The sequence below is a fragment of the Sphingopyxis sp. genome (genome assembly GCF_040216815.1).
In the GTDB taxonomy this organism is placed as follows: domain Bacteria; phylum Pseudomonadota; class Alphaproteobacteria; order Sphingomonadales; family Sphingomonadaceae; genus Sphingopyxis.
In genome coordinates this window covers 73345-95699 of sequence record NZ_JAVJOJ010000004.1, presented here as the reverse complement: position 1 = coordinate 95699, position 22355 = coordinate 73345, and the positions used below count along the sequence as shown (strand labels likewise).

Sequence of the window (22355 nt, the reverse complement as noted above, 5' to 3'; positions counted from 1 at the left end):
GGCGCTGCTTTTCGCCCGACTGTGGCCGCGCGGACACTACCAGCGCGCACTCACCATTTGGTCGGCGCGGGATCGATCACGCGAAAGCCACCGGCGCCGATTTCGCTGACCTCCAGCGCGCGCTCGGCGATGCCGCGGTTGCTGAACCGGAAAATGCCGTCGATGCCGCCAAAGCCGTCGGCGGCGAGCAGCCGGTTCACCGGAAAATTGCTGCCGGGTTTCCAGTCGCGCGCGATCCGTACGGTGAGCAGCACCGAATCATAACCGAGGCTCGCCAGCCGGTACGGCGCGCGGCCGAAACGCGTCCGATATTTGGTCGCGAGTTGGCCATACAGCCCGTCCGACACGCTGGCGAACCACGCGCCCCGCATCGCCGCGTTGCCCGCAAGCGCGGCATCGGTATTCCAAAGTTCGGTACCCAGGATCTGGCGCTCGCCCGCGCCCTTGATCACCGGCACCGCGCGGATCGCATTGCCGCCGCTGTCGGCGATCAGCACCGCATCCATTGCGCCCGCATTGGCGAGCCGCCGCGCCGCGCCCGACAGCGCAGTCGCGCTGCGGTCATAGCTTTCGACAGCAACGAGCGTGCCGCCTGCCTCGGCCACCGCGGCGCGGAACGCCGCCGCCGACCGGTCGCCATAAACATTTTTCGGCACCAGCGCGCCGAACCGCTGATGCCCTTTGGCGCGCGAGAAGGCGACGACGCGTTCGACCGACTGGCCGGGAACGAACCCCATGATGAACACACCGTTGCCGGCCACGCTCGTGTCGTTCGAAAAACTCAGCACGGGAATTTTGGCGCCGCGCGCGATTGGCGCCACGGCCGACACATCTTCACTGAGCAGTGGCCCCAGGATCAGCTTGTTGCCGTCGGCGACCGCCTGCCGCGCCGCCGCCGCCGCTCCGAGCGCAGTATCATAGGTGGTAATGCGCACACGCTCGGTGCGCGAATCGAGCAGCGCGAGCGTCGTCGCATTGGCGATCGCGGTGCCGACGTCGGCGTTCGGACCCGTTTGCGGGACGAGCAGCGCGACGCGGTGGCGGTCGGTGTCGGTGGGAAGGCCAGGGCCGACATTGTCGGTCGGCGTCTCGGGCGGCGGCGGGGTCGCCGGACCGCCGGTTTTCGGCACCACCTGGCACGCCGCGAGAAACCCCGCCATCGCGATGACGCCCAGCCCGCGCAGCATCTGGCGGCGCGGCGACGCATTCGCTTGGCGCTCGGCAGCAGTTTCTGCCATTTTCGGCGTCATGCCAGATTCGACCATCTCAAATTCTCCCTTGCCCGGTCTCTATATCGTCGCGACACCCATCGGCAACCTTGGCGACATCGGCGCGCGTGCGGCAGAAACGCTCGCCGCCGCCGACCTGATCGCGGCGGAGGATACGCGCGTGACCGCAAAATTGCTGTCGCGCCTTGGTCTGCGTGTACCGATGACCCCCTATCATGACCACAGCGACGAACGCACGCGCGCCGCGCTGGTTGCGCGTATGGAGGATGAGGTTGTCGTTTTGGTGTCGGATGCGGGGACGCCGCTGATTTCGGACCCCGGATACAAGCTGGTGCGCGATGCGCGAGCGGCGGGACGCCATGTTACCACCCTGCCCGGCCCGTGCGCCGCAATTGCCGCAATCACCCTCTCGGGATTGCCGAGCGATCGCTTTCTCTTTGCGGGTTTCCTGCCCAACAGGGCGAAAGCCCGCGCCGACGCGATCGCCGAATTTTCCGCGCTGCGTGCGACGCTCATATTCTACGAAAGCGGCCCGCGCCTCGCCGCGACGCTCGATGCGCTCGCCAGTGGATTGGGCGACCGTGAAGCCGCCGTCGCGCGCGAGATCAGCAAGCTTTACGAGGAATGCGTCACCGGCACGCTGACCGGGCTTGCCGCGCGCTACGCCGACGCACCGCCGAAGGGGGAAATCGTCATCGTCGTCGGCCCGCCCGGCGAAGCTGCGGCCGAACCGGCCGACGACGCCACGCTCGACGCCGCGCTGCGCGCCGCAATGGCCGACCGGCCGGTTGCACAGGCAGCCAAGGCGGTCGCCAAACGCTTCGGCCGCGACCGCCATGACGTCTATGCCCGCGCGCTCGCGCTGAAAGAGCAGCTTTGAACCGCGCCGCCGCCGAAGCGCGCGGACGCGACGCCGAACGCCGCGCCGCCTGGTGGCTCCGCCTCCACGGCTGGCGCATTTTGGGCCAGCGGCTGCGCGTCCCCGTCGGCGAGGTCGATCTTGTGGCGCGGCGGGGGCGCACCGTCGCCTTCATCGAGGTCAAATGGCGCGAACGTCCAGCCGACCTCGACCTTGCGATCGACGAATATCGGCTGCGCCGCGTCGCCGCGGCCGCCGAAATGCTCAGTTCGCGCTTCGCCCGGCCGCGCGACGCCATACGGATCGACGTGATGCTCCTTGCGCCGCGCCGCCTGCCGCGCCATCTGGTCCACGTCTGGCAGCCGTGACGGGTTGCCGCAACAACGCCCCATTCCATCATCCCGGCGAAGGCCGGGATGATGAATCAGGTTAGGCGCGCGGCTTGATGACGCGCGCTGAGAGGAGAAAAAAATGACCCTGCGCGCCGCGATACAAATGGACCCGATGGATACGATCAACATCGCCGGCGACAGCAGCTTCCATCTGATCCTGAAGGCGCTCGAACGCGGCTATGAGCTTTATCATTACGATGTCCGCGGCCTGACGTGGGAAGCCGGGCGGCTGACCACGAAAGCGCACCGCATCGTCGAGGCACAGCGCGAGGCGGGCGCGCATTACAGGTTCGGCGACGATGTGACGCTCGACCTCGGCCGCGACGTCGACGTCGTGCTGATGCGGCAGGACCCACCCTTCGACCTCGGTTATCTGACCGGCACCTGGCTGCTCGAACGCCTCGCGGGGCAGACGCTGGTGGTCAACGACCCCGTGTCGGTCCGCAACGCGCCCGAAAAGGTCTTCGTCCTCGATTTCGCCGAGTTCATGCCGCCGACGATGGTGACGCGCGACCTGGACGCTGTGAAGGATTTTCAGGCGCGGTACGGCGCCGTCGTCATCAAGCCGCTCCACGGCAATGGCGGCAAGGCGGTGTTCAGGATCGACGCCGACGGCGGCAACCTCGGCGCGCTGGTCGAGTTGTTCGGCCAGGTGTGGCCCGAACCCTTCATGGTCCAGCAGTTCCTGCCGAGCGTCTCGAAGGGCGACAAGCGCATCGTGCTCGTCGATGGCGAGGTTGCGGGCGCGATCAATCGCAAGCCCGGCGAAGGCGAGTTCCGATCGAACCTCGCGGTCGGCGGCTACGCCGAGGCCGCCGAGCTCACGGCCCGCGAACAGGAAATCTGCGCCGCGCTTGGCCCCGCGCTTAAAGAACGCGGGCTGATCTTTGTCGGCATCGATGTGATCGGCGGCGAATGGCTGACCGAAATCAACGTCACGTCTCCCACCGGCATTGTCGCGATCGATCGGTTCAACAACAGCGACACTGCGGGGATGATCTGGGACGCGATCGCGCGCCGAATCGATGCGTGAACAACTTGCTTCGTCATTGCGAGGGCCGTAGGCCCGCGGCAATCCGGCGCGGCACAAGCCCGCGCTCGATTGCTTCGCTCTGCTCGCAACACGTCCCTCTGGAAAGCCAATCGCGGGAAAACCCATGACCGACTTCATTCTCGATCTCGTCCAATCATGGGGCTATTTCGGCATCGCCGTCCTGATGTTCCTCGAAAATGTCTTCCCGCCGATCCCGTCGGAGGTGATCATGGGCCTCGGCGGCGTGATGGTCGGACAGGGGCGCTTCGATTATTGGACGCTCGTTGCGGTCGCAGTCGCGGGCACGACGCTCGGCAATTATGTCTGGTATGCGATCGGGCGCTGGGTCGGTTACGAACGGCTAAAGCCATTGATCGACCGCTACGGCCGCTGGCTGACACTCGACTGGGACGAGGTCGAAAAGCTCCACGACTGGTTCATCCGTTACGGATCGGGCATCGTCTTCGTCTGCCGCTTCCTGCCGATCGCGCGCACGATGGTGTCGCTGCCCGCGGGAATGGTGCGCATGAACCAGCTGAAATTCCTGATCTGGACCGCCGCCGGCTCGACGATATGGATCGCCGCGCTCGCGGGCGCCGGTTCATGGTTCGGCAAGCAGTTCGCCGAAGTCGACCGCTTCATCGGCCCGCTCGCCTTGCTCGCAATCGGCTCGCTGATCGCGCTTTACATCTACCGCGTCGTGACGTGGAAGCCGAAGCCGCGCAGCGACTGACGGCGGCGGCCCGAAAGGTTTGAAAGCGACCGGAATTAGCCGTCGCCCCCGCGAAGGCGGGGGCCGCTGTCGGTTTACGCAGCGACGCAGGAAAAGGCCGATTGCGGCCCCCGCCTTCGCGGGGGCGACGCTCTGAAGCAATGTCCGCTTCCCACCCCGAAACCGACGTCACGCCCGCGGATGCGCGCTTCGATAAATGTCCAGCAAATGCGCGGCATCGACCGCAGTATAAACCTGCGTCGAGGCAAGGCTTGCATGGCCGAGCAATTCCTGCAGGCTCCGCAGGTCGGCACCCCCCGCCAGCAGGTGCGTCGCGAAACTGTGGCGCAGCGCGTGTGGCGTCGTGCGTTCGGGCAGCCCGAGCGCACGACGAGCCGCGCGCACGCTCGCGCGCACCACGCCGGGCTGGAGCGCGCCCCCACGCGCGCCAAGAAACAGAGGCGCGTTCTTGGTGATCGGATAGGGGCAAGCCGCGACATAGCGCGCCACCGCCGCCGCAACCGCGGGCAGGACCGGCACGATCCGCGTCTTCGCCCTTTTTCCGGTAACACGCAGCGTATCGCCGAGCGGCAGCGCCGCACCGGTCAGCGACAGCGCCTCGCCAATGCGCAGGCCCGCGCCATAGAGCAGCAGCAGCAGCGCGAAATCGCGCGCGCCGACCCAGCCCTCGCGCGCATTGTCCGCGACCTCCTCTGCCAGCTCCAGCGCCTCGGCGGGCGCCACTGGCCGCGGCAGCCCCTTTTTGACCCGCGGCCCGCGCATCTGCGGTACGCTCGCGCTCGACCCGCCGATGAAGCGAAGGAAGGTGCGGAGCGCCGACAGCTCGCGGGCCGCCGACGCATTGCCGAGCCCCTCGGCACGGCGCTCGGCGAGATAGGCGCGCAGATCGTTGGGGGTCAGCGCCTTCAGCATCGCCCCATCGACACCGCTGCCGCGATGGCGCGACAGAAATTTGGTGAAACGATGGGCGATCGCGATATAGGCGCGGCGCGTATGCTCCGACCGGCGCCGCTCATGCGCCAGATGGGCATCCCAGTCGCGGATAAGGTCCTCACTCATTCCAAACCCCGTCCCTCTGCTTCCGTCTGTGTCGAGCGAAGTCGAGACACCCCGTCGGCAAACGCGATACCGATGGATATCTCGACTTCGCTCGATGCGAACGGGTTTGATATGGGTTAGTGGGTTTTCACCACTTCGGAAAGGATCGAGTCGAGCAGCAATATGCCATCATCGGTCACTGCCAGCCGGTCACCCTCCGCGCGCATCAGCCCCTGGCGTTCAAGCCGCGCCACCGCGCCCGCATCGACAAAAGCGTCGCGTCCCAGCCCGCTCCGCGCCTCGACACGGCAAAGGTCGATCCCTTCGGTCAGCCGCAGCCCCATCAGCATCGCCTCGGTCGCGCGTTCATGCGCGGGCAGGTCGCTCTCCCCCTTGATCCCGTGGCCGTTGCGCCCAACCGCCGCGATAAAATTCTCGGGCTTCTTGTGCCGCTCGGTCGCCTGGGCGAGCCGCCGCCCGTGCGCGCCCGGCCCGATCCCTGCATAGTCGCCATAGCGCCAATAGGTGAGGTTATGGCGGCTCTCTTCGCCCGGCCGCGCATGGTTCGATACCTCATAGCGCGGCAGGCCCGCGCCGCGCGTCATCGCCTGTGTCGCGTCGAACAGATCGGCGGCGGCGTCACCGTCGGGAATGACAAGCTCGCCCTTCGCCGCAAGCGTGGCGAAGCGCGTCCCCGGTTCGATCGTCAGTTGATAGAGCGACAGATGCCCCGTCCCGAACGCCAGCGCGTCCGCCAGTTCCTTTTCCCAATCGGCCAGCACCTGTCCCGGCCGCGCGTAGATCAGGTCGAAACTCGTGCGGTCAAAATGGGATTGCGCCGCCGCGATCGCGCGCCGCGCTTCGTCGCCGCTATGCGCGCGGCCCAGAAATTCAAGTATTTGCGGGTCGAAGCTCTGAACGCCGACCGACACGCGATTGACCCCGGCAGCGGCGAGATCGGCAAAAGCGGCCACTTCGAACGAATTGGGGTTCGCCTCGAGCGTGATTTCGCAATCGTCCGCGAGCCCCCACAGCGCCGCCGCCTCGGCGATCACCGCCGCGACGGTCGCGGGCGGCATCAGGCTCGGCGTTCCGCCGCCGAAAAAGATCGACGACACGGTTCGTCCGGGCAGCAGCATGGCCTCATGCCGCAAATCCGCCAGCAACGCCGCGCGCCAGACCCCCTGATCGACATGCTCGCGCACATGGCTGTTGAAATCGCAATAGGGGCATTTGCTGACGCAAAAAGGCCAGTGGACGTAAAGGGCGAGCGGTTCGGCCATGCGGGGTGATATAGGCTCAATTCGATAAGATGACACGTCGCCCCCGCGAAGGCGGGGCCCGCCGGCGGACTTCTCGTCGCTGCTGCGTAAACCGACAACGGCCCCCGCCTTCGCGGGGGCGACGGACATTTTTAAAACACCCGCGCCACCAGCTTCGCGAACGCATCGGCGCGGTGGCTGATCGCGTGCTTTTCGGCGGGATCGATTTCGGCAAAGGTCAGCGCGCTGCCCGTCGGCACGAACACCGGGTCATAACCGAAACCCAGCTTGCCGCGCGGCGGCCAGGTCAGACTGCCCTCGGCGCGGCCCTCGAAGACGTCGGCGTGGCCATCGGGCCAGGCGAGCGCCAGCGTGCAGACGAAGCGCGCGCTACGGTCGACCCCGGGTCCCTGCTCGGCGAGCAATCCCTCGACCTTGCCCATCGCGAGGTACCAATCGCGCCCCGGCTTGCCCTCGAACCACTGCCGCTCGGCCCAATCGGCGGTGTACACCCCCGGCCGGCCGGCCAGCGCCGCGACCTCCAGCCCGCTGTCGTCGGCCAGCGCCGGCAAGCCCGAAGCCAATGCGCTCGCATGCGCCTTCAAGAGCGCGTTCTCGCGGAAGGTCGCCCCGGTTTCCTCCGGCTCGGGCAGGCCGAGATCGCCCGCCGAGATCGGTTCGATCCCATAAGGTTCGAGCAGCGCGCGGATCTCGCGCACCTTGCCTGCGTTGTGGCTAGCGATGACGAGCTTGCCGGGAGCAAGTTTGCGCGTCATTTCAGCGCCCCACCGCCTTGTCCTGCGCGGCAAAAATATCTCCGCAGCCAATGCGCGCGAGGCGCAGCAGGCGCAGCAGGCCTTCCTCGTCATAGGTCGCGCCCTCGGCGCTTGCCTGTACCTCGACGATCCGGCCGTTGCCCGTCAGCACGAAATTGCCGTCGGCCTCGGCCACCGAATCCTCGTCATAATCGAGGTCGAGCACGGGCGTGCCCTGATAGATACCGCAGGAGATCGCGCCGACCTTGTCCTCGATCGGGTCCTCGGCGATCGTTTTTGCGGCGAGCAGCTTGTCGACCGCAAGCCGCATTGCGACCCATGCCCCCGAAATCGACGCCGTACGCGTGCCACCGTCGGCCTGGATCACATCGCAATCGACGATGATCTGACGCTCGCCGAGCTTCTTCATATCGACGACAGCGCGCAAGGACCGGCCGATCAGCCGCTGGATTTCCTGCGTGCGGCCCGATTGCTTACCCTTCGCCGCCTCGCGGCTGCCGCGCGTGTGCGTCGCTCGGGGCAGCATCCCATATTCGGCCGTGACCCAACCCGCCCCTTTGCCACGCATCCACGAGGGCACCTTTTCATCGACACTTGCGGTCACGAGCACCTTGGTGTTGCCGAAGCTCACGAGCACGCTGCCCTCGGCGTGGATGGTGAAGTCGGTCTCGATGGCGATGGGGCGCATCTGGTCTGCCGCGCGGCCGGAGGGGCGCATGTGTCATTCTCCTCGTGTGAAGCTGTGCCGGGGCGCTTAGCGGCCCATGTCGAACTTGGCCAGAGCATAGCTTGCCCTCGCTGCGCCCGCTCCCTAAATCCATGCCTATGACGACCCCGCCGATCACCGAACTCACCACGCGCGCGCGCGACGTGTTCCGGCTGGTCGTCGACGCCTATCTGGAGACGGGCCAGCCGGTCGGGTCGCGCACGCTGTCGAAGCTCGCGGCGCTCAACCTGTCGCCCGCGTCGATCCGAAACGTGATGCAGGATCTGGAGGAATATGGCCTGCTCGCGAGTCCGCACACCAGCGCGGGGCGGTTGCCGACCGAACAGGGGCTGCGCCTGTTCGTCGATGGGATGATGCAGGTCGCCGAACCCAGCGCGGAGGACCGCGCGCAGATCGAGGCGAGCCTGTCCGAAGGCGGCCCGATCGAAAGCGCGCTGGCGCAGGCGACCGCGGCGTTATCCGGCCTGTCGGCCTGCGCCGGCCTGGTCCTCGTTCCGAAGCATGAGCGGGTGCTGAAACAGGTCGCCTTTGTCCCGCTGTCCGAACGTCAGGCGCTGGTGGTGCTCGTCGCGGGCGACGGCGCGGTCGAGAATCGCGTGATCGACATGCCGCCGGGACTCAATCCCTCGGCGCTGGTCGAAGCGGGCAATTATATCAGCGCGACGCTTTCCGGCCTCACGCTCGACGAGGCGATGGCGCGCGTACGCCGCGAGATCGAGGCCGAGCGTATCGCGATCGACCGCGCGGCGCAGGACCTCGTGTCGCGCGGCCTCGCGGTCTGGTCGTCGGACGGTGCCGACCGCCCGGTGCTGATCGTGCGCGGACAGGCCAATCTGCTCGACGACAGCGCGGTCGGCGACCTCGACCGCGTGCGGCAATTGCTCGACGAGCTCGAAACCAAGCAGGACATTGCGCAATTGCTCGACAGCGCGCGCGAAGGCAGCGCGACCCGCATCTTCATCGGGTCCGAAAACAAGCTCTTTTCGCTGTCGGGCTCGTCGGTTATCGCCGCGCCCTATCGCGGCAGCGACGGGCGCGTGGTCGGCGTTGTCGGGGTTATCGGCCCGACGCGCTTGAACTATGCGCGCATCGTTCCCATGGTGGATTTCACCGCACAATCGCTCTCCAAACTGATACGATAGGTTTATGACGACACAAGAAAATGAAACGCCCGTCGACGACGGCGCGACCGAAGACACCGAAACCGCAGAAGCCGTTGCGGCCGAACCGCAGGACGAAGCGACGGCCGCCGCCGAGCAGATCGCCGCGCTGCAGCAGGACCTGCTCTATGCGCGCGCCGAGACGCAGAATGTCACGCGCCGCAAGGACAAGGAAATCGCCGACGCGCACGCCTATGCCGCGACCAAGTTCGCGCGCGACATTTTGTCGGTCGCCGACAATCTGGGTCGTGCTCTGGCCGCGCTCAGCGACGAGCAGCGCGCCAACGAGGCGATCAAGCCGCTGGTGACGGGGCTGGAGGCGACCGAGCGCGAGTTGATGGCGGTCTTCGAACGCCACGGCATCACACGCATCGCCGCGATCGGCCTGCCGCTTGACCCCAACCAGCACCAGGCGATGCTCGAAATCCCCAGCGACAAGGAGCCCGGCACGATCGTGCAGGAAATGCAGGCGGGTTACATGATGAAAGACCGCCTGCTGCGCCCCGCGATGGTGGGGGTCGCCAAGAAGGCGGATTGATCACGCCCTTTCCCCTTCCCAGGCGAAGCCGGGTGCGGGGTTCGGCGGCCGCGGGCTGACGTCCTGGCGCACGCCGACATCCGCCGCACCTGGGTTTCGAGGGATATTGCGGGCACTCTCTGCCCCCGGAAAGCGGGGGCAGAGCCGGGGGATCAGATCGCCCCGTGGCAGTGCTTGTATTTGCGCCCCGACCCGCAAGGGCATGGCGCGTTGCGGCTGATCTCCAGCGCCGCATAGGGATTTTCGCCCTTGGCGATGTCGTGCTTGGGCACCTGCATCGGCGGCAGCGTGTTGGCGATCACGCCTAGCGAGCCCGCATCGACGTCGGCGCTATTGTCCTCGCCCGTGAAGGGGTCGATGTGCGTCGTCAGGAAATCGGGAAGCTCGGGCAGCGGCAGCGGCTCGGGCTCCTCGAAGCGCAGGTCGATCCGCGCGACGGTGCGCGTCACATCCTCGCGGATGTTCGACAGCATCCGCTCGAACAGCGCAAAGGCTTCCTGCTTATATTCGTTGATCGGCTGTTTCTGCGCATAGGCGCGCAGGAACACGACCTGGCGGAGCGCGTCGAGCGTCGAGAGATGCTCTTTCCAATGATGGTCGAGCGTCTGGAGTAGGATCGACTTTTCAATCCCCTTCCACGTATCGGCATCGACCAGCGCCGCCTTTTCGGCGGCGGTCGCGTCGGCCATCTGTTGCAGCCGCTCCTCGAACACCTCGGGATCGACAGCATCTTCCTGCATCCATGCGTCGATCGGCGGATCGAGGTCGAGCACGTTGCGTACGCGCTCCTTCATCCCTTCGACATCCCATTGTTCGGGGTAGCTGCCCGGCGGGCACGCATCGGCGACGATCGCGTTCACGCTTTCGGCACGCATCGCAGCCATCACATCGTCGACCGTTTCGCTATCGATGATATCGCCGCGCTGTTCATAAATGACCTTGCGCTGGTCGTTCATGACATTGTCATATTCGACAACCTGCTTGCGGATGTCGTAGTTACGCGCCTCGACCTTCTTCTGCGCCGTCTCGATCGCCTTCGACAGCCATTTCGACCCGATCGCTTCGCCATCCTCCAGATTCTTGTTCATCATCTTGGCGAACAGCGTGTCGGGGCCAAAGATGCGCAAAAGGTCGTCGTCGAGGCAAAGGTAGAATTTCGACAGGCCGGGGTCGCCCTGGCGCCCCGAACGGCCGCGGAGCTGGTTGTCGATGCGTCGGCTTTCGTGGCGCTCGGTCGCGAGCACGAACAGCCCGCCCGCGGCCTTCACCGCCTCGCGCTCGGCGGCGACCTCCTCGCGGATGCGCGCCTCGGCGGCGTCGCGCTCGGGCCCGGCGGGCATGTCCTTGAGCTCGTCCTCGATCCGGAATTCTTCGTTGCCGCCGAGTTTGATGTCGGTCCCGCGGCCCGCCATGTTAGTCGCGATCGTCACCGCACCGCTGCGCCCCGCCTGCGCGACGATATGCGCCTCGCTCTCGTGGAAACGCGCGTTGAGGACGCTGTGCGCGACGCCCTCCTTTTCGAGGAAGGAGGACAAAAGCTCGGACTTTTCGATCGACACGGTGCCGACCAGCACCGGCTGACCGCGCTCCTGCGCCTCGCGGATCGTGCGCGCGATCGCACCGAACTTGTCGGTGATATTCTTGTAGAACTCGTCTTCCTCGTCGATCCGCGCGATCGGGCGGTTGGTCGGGATGGTGACGACGTTCATCTTGTAAATGTCGAAGAACTCGGCCGCTTCGGTCGCCGCGGTGCCGGTCATGCCCGACAGCTTCGGATACATGCGGAAATAATTCTGGAAGGTGATCGACGCGAGCGTCTGGTTCTCGGGCTCGATCTGTACGCCTTCCTTGGCCTCGACCGCCTGGTGCAACCCGTCGGACCAGCGGCGCCCGTCCATCATGCGCCCGGTGAATTCGTCGATGATCACGACCTTCCCGTCCTTGACGATATAGTCGGTGTCGAGCTTGAACATCTGGATCGCCTTCAACGCCTGATTGACGTGATGGACGACCTGTGTGTTCTCGATGTCATAAAGGTTGCTGCCCTGGAGCAGCCCGGCGGCTTCGAGCAGCCTTTCGACATGCTCCGTGCCTTCTTCGGTCAGGCTGATCGCCTTCGACTTTTCATCCTTCTCATAATCCTCTTCGGTCAGCTGGAGCACGACCTCGTTGACGCGGATATAGAGTTCGGACTTGTCGTCGGTCGGGCCGGAAATGATCAGCGGCGTACGCGCTTCGTCGATCAGGATCGAGTCAACCTCGTCGACGATGCCGAAATTGAACGGGCGATGGACCATCTGCGCGCGATCGAATTTCATATTGTCGCGGAGGTAATCGAACCCCAGCTCGTTGTTCGTCGCATAGGTGATGTCGCTGTTATAAGCGTCGCGGCGCTGCATCTCATTGAGGTTGGGGACGATGATCCCGGTGGTCAGGCCGAGGAAACCATAGACAGTGCCCATCCATGCGGCGGCGCGGCGGGCGAGATAATCGTTCACCGTCACGACATGCACGCCCTTGCCCTCAAGCGCGTTCAGATAGCAGGGCAGCGTCGCCATCAACGTCTTGCCCTCACCCGTCGCCATTTCGGCGATCTCGCCGCGATGGAGCACGATGCCGCCGATCATCTGGACGTCGAAATGGCGCATCCCCAGCGTACGCACCGCCGCCTCGCGCACCGTCGCAAAGGCTTCGGGCAGGATGTCGTCGAGCGTTTCGCCGGCGGCGAGCCGCTCCCGGAATTTCGCGGTCTGCGCCTGCAATCCGGCGTCGTCGAGCGCCTGCATCGCGGGCTCGAACGCATTGATCTTGTCGACGATCTTGCGGATCGAATTGACATAACGGTCGTTGGACGAGCCGAACAGGCTCTTGGCAAGGCCGGAGAACATGGAACTATCCTTGAAATATCAGTAAAGTTGGCGGCGTCCGACGCCGCGATAATATCGGGAGAAGGCGCCCCGGCTCAGGGCGCGGCAAACAGGGCGCTATTCGAGCGCGCGGTCGCTGCCGGTGAGGAGGCCGGGAAGATGCGGCGGCGGCGCTTTGCGCGGCTTGGGGCAATTGGCTGCGTTGCGCCGTGTCGGAGCATTGGCCGTGGGGCGGCGCACCGCGTCGCCCGCTTCGGACTTCGCAGCGCTTTCCGCGAGCATCACGAGCGACCCCATCGCCGCCGGCATGGCAGGCGCAGCAACCGCCCGGTCGGCGCTCGCCAGACCGGTCAGCAATGCCAAAAGGGTCAGCAACAGCCGCAAGAATAGCCCCTCGTTTCGCAACGGAGCACGATCATTGCACCCCGTTCACTGAACATAGGGTGAAAGCGGGATGACGTCTAGAGCTTGTGCTGGCGCTATTTGTGCATGGCGGAATTCGCATCCCCTGCCGCGTCCAGCTTCAGTTCGATGCGAAGCGTGACGTCTTTGGCGACCGGCTTTCCCTCGGCGTCGGTGAACGGAATATCTCGCTGGGCCCCGCCGATCGTATCGCAGGGATTGATCCCAGGCGCCATCAGCCAGGTTTCACCATCCTGCAAATAGGTGCAATCGGTGACGGTCCCGTCCGCGTTCACCCGCATCGACAGGATGGATTTGCCGGGTTCGCTCAACGGAAATTGGCGCGGCGGGCGTGGGCGTTGTCCGCTGGCCGCAGTTCCTTCGGCATCCCGCACATCGTGCGGCAGCGACCAGCGAAATGTTGCTGCAAGGACGCCTGTGGTCGGCTTGCCTTCGCTATCAAGCGCTGGAGAAAATTTACCCTCGTTGCGCATCAGCGCGCAAGCCGCGTCGTCGAGCGCCGCCGACAGGCTGCTTTCTTTGACCTTGCACACCGAAACCCGTCCGGCGCTGTCGACCGCCAACTCCATATGGACAGTGCCTTCCTCGCGCGCGGCAAGCGCGGTCGGCGGATAATGAACGGCCGGATCGATCCGCAAGAGTCCATCGTCGGGAATCGGACCGCGCGGCCAGCTTTCGAGCGTCGTGTCGACCTCGAAGCCCGCCATCTCCTCCGTATGATCGCTTCCGTCGGGAATCTGCCAGCGTATCCGGTTGCTGTAAGTTCCGCCGACGGCTTCCCCGCGCGCGTTGCGCCCCGGCTTAAAGCGAGCGCGCTCCATGACGAGCCGACAAGTTGCGGCGTCGAGGTCGGGATGACCGCTCGAACCAATGATCTCGCATCGCTGCGGTAAGCCGTCGGGCCCAATCGTCAGCCGGAAACCCGACACACCCTCGCGCTCGTCGCGCATGGCGGCGACGGGGTAATCCTGGTTCGTTACCCAGCTTGCCGGGTTGGTCGCCGGTTCCATCGGCTCGTCCCCGACCGACTGCGCCGCCGCGGCCGGCGCCATCAAGGCGAGAAAAATCGCAAGATACATGCCGCCCCCTCTTTTATCCCAGATCGGGATTCAACTCCCTCACCTCTTGTAAAAAGCTCTTCGGCTTTTTGAAAAGCTTGCTCTTCCGGTTGACCTTCAGCCCGACGACTTCGGCCAGTTCCATCACGAAATGGACGCAGTTGCGCTTGTTCAGGCTGTAGCTCGGCTGCTCCCGGTCGCGCCATTCGGCGACCTTCGCCAGAATCCGCGCATAGGTTGCGTCGTCGACCAGCACGTCGAACTGGCGGTCACTCTTTGCGATATAGTCGGGCTTCGACGATTCGACCTTGCCCTTCACCGATCCGAGCAGAATTGCGGGGCTCACCGACACTGCTGTGAAGCCGTAATTGACATCGACCGCCTCGCCCGTCGCGTCGAGCCTTCCCTTCATCACGATGAACGCGTGCGGAAAGCGATCGCCGAAATCGTGGCTGTAAAAGCTGACCGTCACCGCGGCCTGCGCCGTAGCGAAGCACAGCAGCAACAGCGAGGCGAGCATCAGGGGAAAGCGCAGCATCCTCAGCCTGATACCGGCGACGGCACGCTCCGCCAAGCCGGATTGCCGCTTGACGGACCCTTCGGTTTCGCTCCATGCCTCATTGACATAAATGTAAGGAGGGAGCGGATGGCGCGAAAGGCGATTTTCATCACCGGCGGAGGATCGGGCATCGGGCGCGCGGTTGCGCGCCATTTCGCGGGCCAGGGCTGGTTCGTCGGTATCGCCGACGTCAATGCGCAGGGGATCGACGAAACCGCCGCGCTGCTGCCCGAAGGCGCGACCTCACGGCACATCATGGACGTGCGCGACCGCGACCAGTGGAAGGCCGCGCTCTCCGACTTCGGCCGCGCCAGCGGCGGCCGCCTCGACGTCCTCTTCAACAATGCCGGGATCGGGTCGGGCGGCCAGTTCATCGACATGGCGCCCGAAGAGGCCGACCGGCTGATCGCGATCAATTTCGGCGGCGTCGTCAACGGGATCTATATGGCACTGCCGCTCCTCAAGGCGACACCCGGCTCGGCGATCCTCAACACGGGGTCGGCGTCGGGATTCTACGGCGTCGGCGGGCTTGCCGTCTATTCGGCGACGAAATTCGCGGTGCGCGGCCTGACCGAAGGGCTGGAGATCGAATTTGCCAAGCACGGGATCAAGGTGCGTTCGCTGATGCCCGGTTTCATCGACACGCCCTTGCTCGACCAAGTGAGCGCCGACAGCAACGAGCCCGCGCGCGCGCGGCTTTCGGCCAGCGGGTTCGAGATTTCACCGGTCGAGGATGTCGCCCGCGCGGCGTGGGACGCGGTGCACGGCGACCGGGTCCATGTTCCCGTGGGCAAGATGGCGCGCCGCCTCGCCCGCCTCGCCCGCTGGTTCCCCGGCCTGATCGCGCGCCAGTCGAAAAAGGTCGACGGACTGGGCACCGCGGCGCATTGACGCGCGGCGGTTGGGGGTGGGAAGCTACCATTTCCCTACACTCGTCATCCCGGACTTGATCCGGGATCCATTCCCGCGACCTTGGAAGAATGGATCCCGGATCAAGTCCGGGATGACGATAAAGGCAAAGTTCGCTTCGGGCCGAAAGCCCTTATTCGCGCAGCCCGCGTAATGCGGCCCCCGCCGCAAACGGACCGATCACGGTGAGCAACAGGCTGGTCGCCGCCAAGAGCTTGATCGCGCCGCGCCCCGACGGGTCGAGCATCCCGGCGCCAAAGATCAGCAGCGGAACCGCCAGCGGCAGCACGAGCAATCCGCCGATCGCGCTGCCGCCCTTGTGATTGGCGGTCAATGCGGCGCTCAACACCGCGAGCGCGGCGAGCGCCGGAACGGCGATCGCGATGCCCGTCGCAAGCAGTTCGATGCGCGCACCGTCCTGCGCGAGCAGCGCCGAGGCGGGGAAAAGGGCGATCAGCAAAGGCAATCCGAAACCGAGGCTGTGTGCGGCGATCTTGACCGCCGCGATCAGCTCGTCCGCGAAACCGCGCACGGCCAGCTGGTCGAGCACGCCCGCGTCGCGGTCGGGGCGCACGAGCCGGTCGATTGGCAGCAACGCCGCGAGCAGCGCCGCCACCCACGCCATCCCGCCGCCAGCACGGCGCAGCAGCGGTGCATCGGGGCCGACCGCAAAGGGAAAGGCGGTCGCGACGAGCAGGAAAAAGAGTATCGGCAGCCACAAGGCGCCGCTGCCCCAGGCGCGGCGAAGGTCGCGCCAGAAGAGGGCGATCAGCGCCGTCATTGCTTCTTTTCCTCGCAATGACGGGATTCAGCAGAGGTCATGCCCATGCCCCCATATCGAGCTCGGCCACATCCGGCACTCCCAGCGCGAAATGCGACGCCAGCATCACCGCCCCGCCATTCGCGCGATGCTTCGCGACGGCCGCGGCCAGCCGCGCCTGCGCGGTATCGTCCATTCCGTTCGCGGGTTCGTCGAGCAGCCAGATCGGCGCGCCGCTCGCGATGACGCGCGCCATCGCGGCGCGCTTGCGCTGCCCGGTCGACAGCATCGCGACCGGCACCTCGGCGAGCGGGGCGAGCGCCATCTCCTCCATCGCGCGGTCGACCCTATGCCCGTCGACCGTATCGACTCGCGCCCAGAAATCGATCGCGCGCCGCAACGGCAGTTCGGCGTCGAGTGCGCTGGCCTCGTCGATCAGGGCAATGCGCTCGCGCCGCTCGACCGTCCCCGCGGCGGGGCGGAGCAGGCCGGCCGCCAGCCGGATCAGGCTCGACTTGCCCGCACCATTGGGCCCGCGCAGCCAGAGCGCATCGCCGCGGTTCAACACCAGCGACAGCCGCTCGAACAACAGCCGGTGGCCGCGGATGCACGCCACATTGTCGAGCCGCAACAGCGCCGTCACGTCCTCGCTACGCACGGGCGCAATCACGCCATATCCTCCAGCGCGTGCATATCCTCGTCCGAAAAGCCGAAATGATGGCCGATCTCGTGAATCAGCACATGGCGCACCAGCCAGTCGAGCCGCTCGCCGCCTTCGATCCATTCGACGAGAATGGGGATGCGATAGAGCGTCACCCGGTCGGGCATCCCGCCACTCTCGCCGATGCTGCGTTCGGTGAGCGGGCGCCCTTCGTAAAGCCCGGTGAGATCGTAGGGATGCTCAATGCCCAGCGAGCCCAGCACCTCGTCGTCGGCGAACTCCTCGATCGCAATCACCACGCCCGTCAGATGCGGCTTGAACACATCGGGCATCGTCGCCAGCGCCGTCTCGGCCATCACGAACAGCGCGTCGGCGTCGGGGGCGGTGCCGGCCCAGGCCGGAACAAGGCTGCTCTTGTCGCTCATCGCGCCCTTCCTTATGGCGAGCGCATCATATTGACCAGCGGGAGAAAAGACATGGTCCAGAAACTCGACGATGCGCAGCGCGCCGCGCTACTCGCCCGCTTTCCCGAATGGACGCACGAACCGTCGCGCGACGCGCTCACCCGCCGCTTCACCTTCGACGATTTCGCACAGGCGTTCGGCTTTATGGCGAGCGTCGCGATCATCGCCGAAAAGATGGACCATCATCCCGAATGGTCGAACGTCTACAACCGCGTCGACGTCCTGCTGACGACGCACGACGCGAACGGATTGTCGGAACGCGACGCAAAGCTGGCCGAAGCGATCGAAGCGCTGCTCTGACCGCGCTTCAGAGGATTTCGTGCACCTTGTCCTGCGGCCGGCACAGGCGAACGCCCTTGTCGGTTTCGACAAAGGGCCGTTCGACATAAGCGGGGTTCGCGGCCATCGCCGCGACGATTGCGTCGGCCTCCGCGTCGGGCAGGCCGCGCTCGGCGGCATCGGTGCCGCGCAGGCGCAGCGCGTCGCGCGGGGCGAGGCCGGCGTCGGCGAAAAGCTGGCGCAACTTCGCCGCGTCATAGGGTGTCTTCAGATATTCGATCACCGTCAGTTCGATGCCCGGCGTCTCTTCAAGGATCGCCAGCGTCTTGCGCGAGGTACCGCACGCGGGGTTGTGCCAGATGGTTGCCTTCATGCGCCGCGTCCTAACGCCGCCTTACCACAGCGTAAACCCGCTATTCATGGCATATATGGCACATTTGCCCGCATGAAGGGGAACCACCAGCTTGCCTTTCGTGACGGAAGCGCGACTTATGCGGGGTCGAGGGACCGTCAAGGGGCGGCCGATGCGGGGTTGCTGTCAAAGTGAATGAATCGATCGATCGCAGGGCGTTGCTGGCCGGGCTCGCGGGTGTCGGCGCGATGGCGGCCGTCCCGGCGCGCGCGCAGATGGCGGGCTGGCTGCAACAGCCTGCGACGCCCCTCCCGCCGCCGGTCGACTATGTCGCCGTTGCACGAAAACAGCTGGCGATTCAGGCACGCAACATATCTCAGGCCGACCGCGTTGGCGTCGTCGATTTCGGCCTGCCTTCGTCACGCCCGCGCTTTGCGCTGGTCGACATGGTGGCGGGCAAGGTCGACCTGTTCCCCGTCACGCACGGCCGCGGATCGGACCCGCAGCACGACGGCTGGCTCAAAAGTTTCTCGAACCGCGTCGGCAGCCTTGCGACCTCGCGCGGCGCCTATCGCACCAGCGATTATTATTGGGGCGCCAACGGGTCGTCGATGCGGCTCGCCGGGCTGGAGCCCGACAACAACAATGCCGACATCCGCGCGATCGTCGTCCATGGCGCTTGGTATGCCGAACCCTCGCTGATCGCGACGCAAGGCAAGCTGGGACGCAGCGAGGGATGCTTCGTATTCGGCGAAGAGCTGTTGCCGATGATCCTTTACAAGCTGGGACCGGGACGGCTGCTCTTTGCCGACAAGTTGAGCGTGCAACCGCCGATGCCGGCACCGTTCGAGCTGCCGACCGATCCGCTGCCGGGGATGGAAAATCTGCGGCGTGCGAGCACGGTGAACGGCCCCATGCCGACGACGGCGGATTAAACGAAGGTCGGGCCCGGCGCGGATCGCGGCGGGTGGCCTATGGGATACAGCACTGCCGTTTCCAATATTCGTCATCCCGGACTTGATCCGGGATCCACTCTTCCGACGTCGCGGTAATGGATCCCGGATCAAGTCCGGGATGACGATGAAAGAGCCGCTCGCATTCCGTCGCCTAATCCCCCGCCCCGCACGATACCGACCCGCTGCCGACGTTCCGCACCGTGCAGGTCGGCCGACCCAACACCACCGTCCGTCCAATGCCACGCGCGGTGATTGCCGCGCTCTTGACCGCGCGGAGCCGGTGGTCGCCCGCGCCTTCGCTATCGCTGACGAGCGCGTCGACCGCCAGCTCCGCCGCGTCGAGGCTGTTCGCGCCCGACAGCGTCATCTGCGCGCTCTTGACTTGGCCGCCGAGGGCCATCGTACCGTTGCCGATCATCGCGACCTGCAAGCGGTCGGCCGCGACTGTATCGACCGACAACCGCCCCGGCCCGCGCAACCCGACCATCGCGCGCTGTCCCGCCAGCCGGTCGATCGCAAGCGATCCTGCCCCGGCCAGCGTCGCGGTGCTCAGGTTGGCGGCGTTGACGCGGACGATCACCGGCCCGCGCGGACGGACGCGCTTCTCGTCGCCCGCAAACTGCCGTTCGCTGATCACCAGCCGCCCATCGCGCGCTTCGACGCTCAGCCGGTCGAGCGCATCCTGCGGCCCCGTCGCCACCGCGCTTACCGGCGCGCGGTTCACGACCTCGACCGTCACGTCGGCCTTAACCTCGATCGCATCGAAGCTGGTAAGGCCGTAGCGCTTCTCGGCCCCCGATGCGGGCACGGCGAGAAACAGGGTGCTTGCCGCCAATGCGGCCCAGTGCGGCAGGCTGGTCATGACACCATCCTACCGCGTCGGGCGGAACCGCGCCATAGCCGCGTCACTTGCAGATCGCGTTGCCCGATCCCAGCGTCCGCGTCGAACATTTGCCGCCGCCGCCGATCGTCGCATTGCCCGATCCCAGGATCATGATGTCCGCGCTGTCGCTCGCCTTTGCATCGACATCGCCCGATCCGGCAATCGACACGTCGAGCGTTGCCGCGGCAAGCCCCCCCGCTTCGATGCTGCCCGATCCCGTTACATCATAATCGCCCGCCGCGATCGTGCCGCCGCCGACCTTCAGATCGCCCGACCCCGTGATTCGCAGCTTCGCAGCCTTGCCGTTCAACGCAGCGATATTGAGGTCGCCCGATCCGGTCAGGATCGCCTCGACCGTATCGCCATTGACCGCGTCGGCTTCGACCTCGCCCGACCCGGTCAGGCGCAGCGCGCTGAGCGCCGGCATGATGACCGTCACCGTCACCGCATCCTCGCCGCCGGTGAAACGGAGATTCGATTTTTTCCGGCCGATCGACAGCATGTCGCCGTCGAGCTCGATCTGCAGTTCGTCGATCACCGCCTGCGGCCCGCGCGCGACGATCGAGAAATCATCGCCGCGGCGGATTGTCACATCGTCGGGGCCCGCGACCTTCACGCCCGTAAAGCCCGAAAGGTCGAACCCCTGCGACGATGCCGGTCCTGCATCGACGACGCGTTTTTCATTCGCGTCGCTGCGTCCCGATTCGGCGCTGCACGCCGTCACCGTCATCGCAAGCGCCAGGGGAAGGGCCACCATCGTCCAGTTTCGCATCGCAAATCTCCTTTGTGTATTACACGCATAACACACGCTGGCATCGAGTGTCCAGAGACCTGCCATCTTGTCGCCACCTTCCTCCGCCAGAGCGCGCGGCATGAAGGACCGGTTCGAACGTCACAAACAGCCCTGGACCGCGGCGGAGATCGACAAGCTCCATACGCTCGCCAAAAAGGGCATGGCGTTGAAAGCGATCGCCAAGGCGCTGACGCGCAGCGAGGAATCGGTCAAAATCCGCGCCAAGGCCGATGGCCTGTCGATTGCGAAGCTGCACTGAGGTTGGCACCCCAAGCCTTCATTAGTCATCTCGGCGCAGGCCGGGATCTTGCCGTCTCGCCCCAAACTATCGGCGAGATCCCGGCCTGCGCCGGGATGACGATTCAACTAACATGACCGCTCCCGCTTATGATGCCATCGTGCTGGGTGCCGGCGCGGCCGGGCTGATGTGCGCGGCGTTCGCGGGGCAAAGGGGTCGGCGCGTCCTGCTGCTCGATCATGCTGATCAGGTGGGGAAAAAGATTCTCATTTCTGGCGGCGGACGCTGCAACTTCACCAACATCCATACCGCGCCCGACCGTTATATCTCGGCGAACCCGCATTTCGCGAAATCGGCGCTCGCGCGCTATACCCCCGCCGACTTCGTCGCGCTGGTCGATGCCCATGGCATTGCGCATCACGAAAAGACGCTCGGCCAGCTATTTTGCGACGGCTCGGCGAAACAGATCGTCGCGATGCTGCTCGAAGAATGCCGGAAAGGCGGCGTCGACGTCCGCTGCGGCCAGCCGGTGCGGGAGGTCTCACACGCCGACGGGGGTTTCGCGGTGCGTTTCGGCGATCATGTGTTCGCCGCGCCCAATCTTGTCGTCGCGACCGGCGGCCCGTCGATCCCCAAAATGGGCGCGACCGGCTTTGCCTATGACCTTGCGCGCCAATTCGGCCTGAAGGTCGTCGAACCGCGCCCCGCGCTCGTGCCGCTGACATTGGGCGGCGGCGATGTGCTGTTCCGCGAGCTGTCGGGCGTTTCCACGCCGGTCGACGCGCGCGCGGGCAAAGCGGCGTTCCGCGAAGCCGCGCTGTTCACCCACAAGGGCCTCTCCGGTCCCGCGATCCTTCAGATCAGCAGCTATTGGCGCCACGGCGAGCCCGTGACGATCGACTTTCTGCCCGACGCGGCGCCGGGATGGCTGCTCGACGCGAAACGCGCGCGGCCCCGCGCTACGCTGGCCGCGGCGATCGCCCTCCCCGACCGGCTCGCACAAACGCTGGCCGACCGCCTCGCGCTCCCCGGTGAACTCGGAGCCTTGACCGACCGCAAGCTCGCCGACGCCGAAACGCGCCTCAAGCGCTGGGTTTTCCACCCCAACGGCACCGAAGGCTTCGCCAAAGCCGAAGTGACGGTCGGCGGCATTTCGACCGCAAACCTATCCTCGCAAACAATGATGGCCAAAAGCGTGCCGGGACTGTATGCGGTCGGCGAAGCCGTGGATGTCACCGGGTGGCTGGGCGGCTATAATTTTCAATGGGCATGGGCCAGCGGATATGCGGCGGGCCAGGCCCTTTAGAAAAACCGTACCCCCTTCGTCACCCCGGACGTGATCCGGGGTCCATTCGGCCCTTGATGGAAGGTGACGAATGGAGGCCGGATCAGGTCCGGCAAGACGA

At 65.8% G+C, this 22355-nt stretch carries 26 protein-coding genes; 11 read left to right on the top strand and 15 right to left on the bottom strand.

Features of this window, described 5'->3' with window-relative positions; all coding sequences use genetic code 11:
- Positions 1–50: 50 nt before the first annotated feature.
- Positions 51–1187 carry a penicillin-binding protein activator gene (locus tag RIA72_RS04275; protein WP_502957943.1) on the bottom strand — a complete coding sequence of 379 codons (1137 nt, stop codon included), beginning with the start codon at positions 1185–1187 and terminating at the stop codon, positions 51–53.
- 61 nt (positions 1188–1248) lie between these two features.
- Here RIA72_RS04275 and rsmI point away from each other — a divergent pair, with 61 nt between their 5' ends.
- From rsmI to RIA72_RS04255, 4 genes are all read left to right on the top strand, one after another.
- Complete coding sequence (rsmI, locus tag RIA72_RS04270; RefSeq protein ID WP_350031132.1) at positions 1249–2109, top strand: 16S rRNA (cytidine(1402)-2'-O)-methyltransferase; 861 nt, start codon at positions 1249–1251, stop codon at positions 2107–2109.
- On the top strand, positions 2106–2456 hold the full coding sequence (locus tag RIA72_RS04265; RefSeq protein ID WP_350031131.1) for a YraN family protein: 351 nt from the start codon (positions 2106–2108) through the stop codon (positions 2454–2456). The genes rsmI and RIA72_RS04265 overlap by 4 nt, the downstream gene beginning before the upstream one ends.
- A gap of 103 nt (positions 2457–2559) precedes the next feature.
- Entirely contained in the window at positions 2560–3513 is a 954-nt protein-coding gene (gene gshB, locus RIA72_RS04260) for a glutathione synthase (RefSeq protein WP_350031130.1), read from the top strand.
- Between the two features lie 124 nt (positions 3514–3637).
- On the top strand, positions 3638–4246 hold the full coding sequence (locus tag RIA72_RS04255) for a DedA family protein (RefSeq protein ID WP_350031129.1): 609 nt from the start codon (positions 3638–3640) through the stop codon (positions 4244–4246).
- A 168-nt stretch (positions 4247–4414) separates the two neighbouring features.
- Here the strand turns inward: RIA72_RS04255 and RIA72_RS04250 are convergent, their stop codons facing one another.
- From RIA72_RS04250 to rph, 4 genes are all read right to left on the bottom strand, one after another.
- Entirely contained in the window at positions 4415–5305 is an 891-nt protein-coding gene (locus RIA72_RS04250) for a tyrosine-type recombinase/integrase (protein ID WP_350031128.1), read from the bottom strand.
- A 116-nt stretch (positions 5306–5421) separates the two neighbouring features.
- Entirely contained in the window at positions 5422–6567 is a 1146-nt protein-coding gene (hemW, locus tag RIA72_RS04245; protein ID WP_350031127.1) for a radical SAM family heme chaperone HemW, read from the bottom strand.
- Between the two features lie 131 nt (positions 6568–6698).
- Positions 6699–7322: an RdgB/HAM1 family non-canonical purine NTP pyrophosphatase gene (gene rdgB / locus RIA72_RS04240; RefSeq protein ID WP_350031126.1), complete on the bottom strand. Its 624-nt coding sequence runs from the start codon at positions 7320–7322 to the stop codon at positions 6699–6701.
- Between the two features lies 1 nt (position 7323).
- On the bottom strand, positions 7324–8040 hold the full coding sequence (gene rph / locus RIA72_RS04235; RefSeq protein WP_350031125.1) for a ribonuclease PH: 717 nt from the start codon (positions 8038–8040) through the stop codon (positions 7324–7326).
- A gap of 107 nt (positions 8041–8147) precedes the next feature.
- Between rph and hrcA the strand changes: the two genes are divergently transcribed.
- Both hrcA and RIA72_RS04225 read left to right on the top strand, forming a co-directional pair.
- Positions 8148–9191: a heat-inducible transcriptional repressor HrcA gene (hrcA, locus tag RIA72_RS04230; RefSeq protein ID WP_350031124.1), complete on the top strand. Its 1044-nt coding sequence runs from the start codon at positions 8148–8150 to the stop codon at positions 9189–9191.
- A 4-nt stretch (positions 9192–9195) separates the two neighbouring features.
- Positions 9196–9747, top strand: coding sequence for a nucleotide exchange factor GrpE (locus RIA72_RS04225; RefSeq protein WP_350031123.1), 552 nt, complete (start codon positions 9196–9198; stop codon positions 9745–9747).
- 152 nt (positions 9748–9899) lie between these two features.
- On the opposite strand, the gene secA is transcribed toward RIA72_RS04225, so the two are convergent.
- The 4 genes from secA to RIA72_RS04205 form a co-directional block, all read right to left on the bottom strand.
- Positions 9900–12635: a preprotein translocase subunit SecA gene (gene secA, locus RIA72_RS04220; protein WP_350031122.1), complete on the bottom strand. Its 2736-nt coding sequence runs from the start codon at positions 12633–12635 to the stop codon at positions 9900–9902.
- Between the two features lie 96 nt (positions 12636–12731).
- Complete coding sequence (locus tag RIA72_RS04215; RefSeq protein ID WP_350031121.1) at positions 12732–12998, bottom strand: hypothetical protein; 267 nt, start codon at positions 12996–12998, stop codon at positions 12732–12734.
- A 95-nt stretch (positions 12999–13093) separates the two neighbouring features.
- On the bottom strand, positions 13094–14047 hold the full coding sequence (locus tag RIA72_RS04210) for a TonB family protein (RefSeq protein ID WP_350031120.1): 954 nt from the start codon (positions 14045–14047) through the stop codon (positions 13094–13096).
- An 82-nt stretch (positions 14048–14129) separates the two neighbouring features.
- Positions 14130–14633: a hypothetical protein gene (locus tag RIA72_RS04205; protein ID WP_350031119.1), complete on the bottom strand. Its 504-nt coding sequence runs from the start codon at positions 14631–14633 to the stop codon at positions 14130–14132.
- A 108-nt stretch (positions 14634–14741) separates the two neighbouring features.
- On the opposite strand from RIA72_RS04205, the gene RIA72_RS04200 reads away from it, so the two are divergent.
- Entirely contained in the window at positions 14742–15545 is an 804-nt protein-coding gene (locus RIA72_RS04200; RefSeq protein ID WP_350031118.1) for an SDR family oxidoreductase, read from the top strand.
- Between the two features lie 151 nt (positions 15546–15696).
- On the opposite strand, the gene RIA72_RS04195 is transcribed toward RIA72_RS04200, so the two are convergent.
- From RIA72_RS04195 to RIA72_RS04185, 3 genes are read right to left on the bottom strand one after another with little or no spacing between them, the layout of a single operon-like run.
- On the bottom strand, positions 15697–16344 hold the full coding sequence (locus RIA72_RS04195; protein WP_350031117.1) for a heme exporter protein CcmB: 648 nt from the start codon (positions 16342–16344) through the stop codon (positions 15697–15699).
- A 37-nt stretch (positions 16345–16381) separates the two neighbouring features.
- Positions 16382–16966 (bottom strand): heme ABC exporter ATP-binding protein CcmA, encoded by a 585-nt coding sequence (gene ccmA, locus RIA72_RS04190; protein WP_350031680.1) that lies wholly within the window; start codon positions 16964–16966, stop codon positions 16382–16384.
- 23 nt (positions 16967–16989) lie between these two features.
- Positions 16990–17409 carry a metallopeptidase family protein gene (locus tag RIA72_RS04185; protein WP_350031116.1) on the bottom strand — a complete coding sequence of 140 codons (420 nt, stop codon included), beginning with the start codon at positions 17407–17409 and terminating at the stop codon, positions 16990–16992.
- Positions 17410–17460: 51 nt separating this feature from the next.
- Between RIA72_RS04185 and RIA72_RS04180 the strand changes: the two genes are divergently transcribed.
- Entirely contained in the window at positions 17461–17748 is a 288-nt protein-coding gene (locus RIA72_RS04180) for a 4a-hydroxytetrahydrobiopterin dehydratase (RefSeq protein WP_350031115.1), read from the top strand.
- A 7-nt stretch (positions 17749–17755) separates the two neighbouring features.
- On the opposite strand, the gene RIA72_RS04175 is transcribed toward RIA72_RS04180, so the two are convergent.
- Positions 17756–18100, bottom strand: coding sequence for an ArsC/Spx/MgsR family protein (locus RIA72_RS04175; RefSeq protein ID WP_350031114.1), 345 nt, complete (start codon positions 18098–18100; stop codon positions 17756–17758).
- A gap of 170 nt (positions 18101–18270) precedes the next feature.
- Between RIA72_RS04175 and RIA72_RS04170 the strand changes: the two genes are divergently transcribed.
- Positions 18271–19014, top strand: a complete 744-nt coding sequence (locus tag RIA72_RS04170; protein WP_350031113.1) for a murein L,D-transpeptidase catalytic domain family protein — start codon at positions 18271–18273, stop codon at positions 19012–19014.
- A 172-nt stretch (positions 19015–19186) separates the two neighbouring features.
- Here the strand turns inward: RIA72_RS04170 and RIA72_RS04165 are convergent, their stop codons facing one another.
- Both RIA72_RS04165 and RIA72_RS04160 read right to left on the bottom strand, forming a co-directional pair.
- Entirely contained in the window at positions 19187–19897 is a 711-nt protein-coding gene (locus RIA72_RS04165) for a head GIN domain-containing protein (protein ID WP_350031112.1), read from the bottom strand.
- 43 nt (positions 19898–19940) lie between these two features.
- Complete coding sequence (locus RIA72_RS04160) at positions 19941–20690, bottom strand: head GIN domain-containing protein (protein WP_350031111.1); 750 nt, start codon at positions 20688–20690, stop codon at positions 19941–19943.
- Between the two features lie 100 nt (positions 20691–20790).
- Between RIA72_RS04160 and RIA72_RS04155 the strand changes: the two genes are divergently transcribed.
- Together RIA72_RS04155 and RIA72_RS04150 are read left to right on the top strand one after the other, a co-directional pair.
- A complete protein-coding gene (locus RIA72_RS04155; protein ID WP_350031110.1) occupies positions 20791–20970 on the top strand; it encodes a hypothetical protein in 180 nt (59 codons plus the stop codon).
- A gap of 112 nt (positions 20971–21082) precedes the next feature.
- On the top strand, positions 21083–22255 hold the full coding sequence (locus RIA72_RS04150; protein ID WP_350031109.1) for a BaiN/RdsA family NAD(P)/FAD-dependent oxidoreductase: 1173 nt from the start codon (positions 21083–21085) through the stop codon (positions 22253–22255).
- The last annotated feature ends 100 nt before the right edge of the window (positions 22256–22355 follow it).